Source organism: Streptomyces sp. 8K308 (assembly GCF_004348315.1).
In the GTDB taxonomy this organism is placed as follows: Bacteria; Actinomycetota; Actinomycetes; order Streptomycetales; family Streptomycetaceae; genus Streptomyces.
The window spans coordinates 1-3,799 of sequence record NZ_SMKC01000503.1; the positions used below are offsets into that span (position 1 = coordinate 1).

Below are 3,799 nucleotides of genomic sequence, written 5' to 3' on the forward strand. Positions count from 1 at the left end.
CCCACACCCCCCGCACCCGAATCCAGTGCGGCTCTCCGGAATGCGCGGCGAGCCGAGCCGCCGCCGTTTCCTCACGCTCGCCGGCGGCAGCGCGCTGGTCGCCGCGCTGCCCCTGGCCGGCGCCACCGCCGCGCCCCGGCGCGACGTCCCCCGGCTGCCCGACGACCCCTTCGCGCTCGGCGTCGCCTCCGGCGAACCGCTCCCGGACGGCGTCGTCCTCTGGACCAGGCTGGCGCCCGAGCCCCTCGCGCTCGACGGGCTCGGCGGCATGCCGCGGCTGGCCGTCCCGGTGGACTGGCAGCTGGCCGCCGACCCCCGGTTCCGGAACGTCGTGCGCTCCGGTGTGGCGCAGGCCACACCCGAGCTCGGCCACTCGGTGCACGTGGAGGTCGACGGGCTGCGCCCGGACCGCGAGTACTGGTACCGCTTCCGGGCCGCCGGGTACGTCAGCGCCACCGGCCGCACCAGGACGGCGCCGGCCGCCGGCGTCGCGCTCTCCTCGCTGACCTTCGCCTACCTGAGCTGCCAGAACTACTTCGAGGGCCACTTCACGGCACTGCGGCATCTGGCCGACGAGGACCTGGACGTGGTGGTCCACCTGGGCGACTACATCTACGAGATCAGCGAGCCGAGCGAGATCGGCCGCGACCACCTGCCGGTCGGCGAGCCGAACTCACTGGCCGACTACCGGGTGCGGTACGGCCAGTACAGGAGCGACGCCGACCTGCGGGCCGCGCACGCCGCCGCGCCCTGGATCGTCACGATGGACGACCACGAGGTGGACAACGACTGGGCCGGCGACGTGGGCGGCGAGGGCGAGGTCGGGGACGCCTTCCAGGCGATGCGCGCCGCCGCCTTCCAGGCGTACTACGAGCACCTGCCGCTGCGCAGGAGCGCGCTGCCCGACCGCGCCGGTATCGCGCTGCACCGCCGCTTCGACTACGGCGACCTGGCCCGCTTCCACGTGCTCGACGGCCGGCAGTTCCGCGACGACCAGGTCTGCTACGGCCCCGGCCTCGACCACGACTGCGCCGACCGTCTCGTCCCCGACCGGTCGATGCTCGGCGCCGCGCAGGAGCGTTGGCTGAGCGAGGGGCTGCGTGATTCCGGCGCCGTCTGGGACGTGTTGGCCAATCAGGTGCTGATGATGCAGGCGGACGCCGCCGCCGGGCCCGAGCGTGACTTCGGAATGGACACCTGGGACGGTTATGTGGCGGCCAGGGACCGTCTTTTCCGTGGCGTTCGGGGAAACTCGGTGGAAAACTTCGTGGTGTTGACGGGCGACGCGCACCGGAATCTCGCCGGCGATCTCAAGGCCGATTTCGACGACCCCGAGTCGGTCACCGTAGGCGCCGAATTCATGGCCACGTCCATCACGTCGAGCGGCGACGGCGAGGACCACGACGAGTGGGGACAGCGCTGGCTCGCCGAGAACCCCCACACGCGTTTCCACAACGGTCAGCGCGGCTACGGCCGTTGCCACGTCACCCGCGACGAGTGGCGCACCGACTACCGGATCGTCCCCTACGTCAGCCGCCCGGGCGCCCCGATCAGCACCCGCGCCAGCCTCTACGTGGCCGCAGGCCAACCGGGCATCGCCCAGGTCGAGTCGTGACGACGGGGGCTGCGCCGGGGGACGCTCAGGACGGGCGGCGGGCGAGGAGAACCGCCTGCGGAACCAGCTCGTGCGGGCCGAGCAGCAGTTGGGCCTCGACGTCGAACCCGGCATCCCGCAGCCAGGTTGCCACCTGGTCCGGCTGACGACGGTGGACCAGGACCCTCATCGGGTGGTCGCCGTAGCCCCGCGTCTTCAGCCGCGACTGGTCACCGACGTGGAAACCGAGCTGCAGCGCTCCCCCCGGGCGCAGCACCCGGTGGAAGTCCCCGAAGACCGTGGGCACCTCGTCGTCGGGCACGTGGATCAACGACCACCAGGCGAGCAGGCCGGCCACCGAGGCCGTGGGGAGGTCCAGGTCCGTCATGGACCCCACCTCGAACCGCAGGCCGGGGTGGTCGCGCCGAGCCACCTCGATCATCCCGGGGGAGAGATCGATGCCGAAGGCGTCGACGCCGAGCCCGCGCAGGTGGGCGGTGACATGTCCGGGACCACACCCCACGTCCGCCACCGGGCCGCCGCCAGCCGCTCGCACCTGCTCGGCGAACAACGCCAACACCGCTCGCAGGTAGGGCTCCTCGGCCAGCCGGCCACGCAACTGGTCGGCATAGCTGACCGCGACCGTGTCGTAGGAGACGCGGGTGTCGGCCAGCCAGTCCTCTGTGTCCATGACCGGCACGGTAGCCCACGACCCCGTGGCCGGAGGGCGTGAGTGGACAGGCCGCTGAGCCAGGTCAGGCGGCGCCGCTTCGCGCCGCGGTGACGACCACCGTGGCGTAACGCATCGTGAAGCCGCCCCCCGTCGCGTCGATGGCGGCCCCGACACCCTCCAGCACCTCCGCCAGCTTGTCCGGCGGGAGCTGGGTGAAGGCGCCCTGGGTGGGGATCTGGTCCAGCCACGCGGCCCGGGTGTAGGTCCACTCCCAGTCGAATCGCCACCGCTCGGGTTCACCGAACCCGCCCGCGTCGCGGATCCCGTCGGCGGCCCTGGCGAGCAGCACCTGGTGCCCGTCCGAGGCCCCCTTCGTCATCGCCCGGAAGTCGAACGGCGCGTCGGGTATCACCCGCTGGCAGACCGCGGCGACGCCCTCCGCCACGTCGGGCGGAAACTGGAACGCGTTCCAGAACGCCGCCAGCCGACCGCCGGGGCGCAGCACCCGTGCGGCCTTGGCCGCTCCCGCGACCGGGTCGATCCAGTGCCAGGCCTGGCCGGCGACGACCGCGTCGAACTCCCGGCCGGCCGGGTCCCAGTCCTCGAACGTCGCCACCCCGACCTCGCTCCCGAGCTGCCGCGCCACGTCAGCCATCCGCGCGTCCGGCTCCACCCCGAGCGTCCGGCAGCCGGCCGCCTGGAACTGCCTGGCGGCGATGCCGGTGCCACAGCCGACGTCGAGGACGTCGGGGCCGGGGCTGGCGGCGACGATCCGGTCCACCATGGCTTGGGGGTAGCGGGGCCGGGCGCGGTCGTAGCGCTCGGCGTCCGAGCCGAACGACTCCGCCATCTGCCGGTGGTGGTGGGGCTCGGGTTCGGGAAGCGGAGCTCGTTCCGAGGGCATGGTGGGCATGTGCCCACTTTAAATGGGCGTTCGCCCACTCGTCAATCGGGACAGGCGGGCGGTGGACGGTGCCGACGTTGATCACCGGCCTCGTCATCTCCCGGTGGCCTCGGAACGGCGATAACCGGTTGCCGGAGCCGGTCGGCGGTTCCTAGTCTCCGTTCGTGGACGACGCCGGATATGACGAGTTGGTCGCCGCCGCGATGGCGGCCCCGGTCGAGGGTTGGGACTTCGGCTGGTCGTCAGGACGTGTGCGCGGCTCGGAACCGTCGTGGTCCTACCAGGAGCTGGCCCGCGCGCGCGTCGCCACCGCCGGTCGACTGCTCGACGTCGACACCGGTGGCGGCGAACTGCTTGCCTCGCTTCAGCCGCTGCCCCGGCACACGTGGGCGACCGAGGGCTGGCCGCCGAACATCGCTGTCGCCCGCGCTCGACTCGAACCGCTGGGCGTCACGGTCCTGCCGGCCCCTGACCGGGAGACGCTGCCGCTCCCGGACACGTCGATCGACGTCATGCTCAACCGCCACGGGCGGCTGGCCGCGCGCGAGGTCCGGCGGGTGCTGCGTCCCGGTGGCACCCTGCTGACCCAGCAGGTGGGCAGCGAGGACTGCGCCGAGCTGAACGAGGC

General features: G+C 72.8%; 4 protein-coding genes. 2 read left to right on the plus strand and 2 right to left on the minus strand.

Annotated elements, in window-relative coordinates:
* The first annotated feature begins 40 nt into the window (after positions 1-40).
* Positions 41-1,615, plus strand: coding sequence for an alkaline phosphatase D family protein (locus tag E1265_RS34800; protein WP_132934949.1), 1,575 nt, complete (start codon positions 41-43; stop codon positions 1,613-1,615).
* A gap of 25 nt (positions 1,616-1,640) precedes the next feature.
* Here the strand turns inward: E1265_RS34800 and E1265_RS34805 are convergent, their stop codons facing one another.
* Positions 1,641-2,285: a class I SAM-dependent methyltransferase gene (locus tag E1265_RS34805; RefSeq protein ID WP_132934948.1), complete on the minus strand. Its 645-nt coding sequence runs from the start codon at positions 2,283-2,285 to the stop codon at positions 1,641-1,643.
* 64 nt (positions 2,286-2,349) lie between these two features.
* A complete protein-coding gene (locus E1265_RS34810; protein WP_207931330.1) occupies positions 2,350-3,180 on the minus strand; it encodes a class I SAM-dependent methyltransferase in 831 nt (276 codons plus the stop codon).
* Positions 3,181-3,335: 155 nt separating this feature from the next.
* Here E1265_RS34810 and E1265_RS34815 point away from each other — a divergent pair.
* On the plus strand, positions 3,336-3,799 hold a 464-nt coding region (locus E1265_RS34815), incomplete at its 3' end, for a class I SAM-dependent methyltransferase (RefSeq protein ID WP_207931331.1).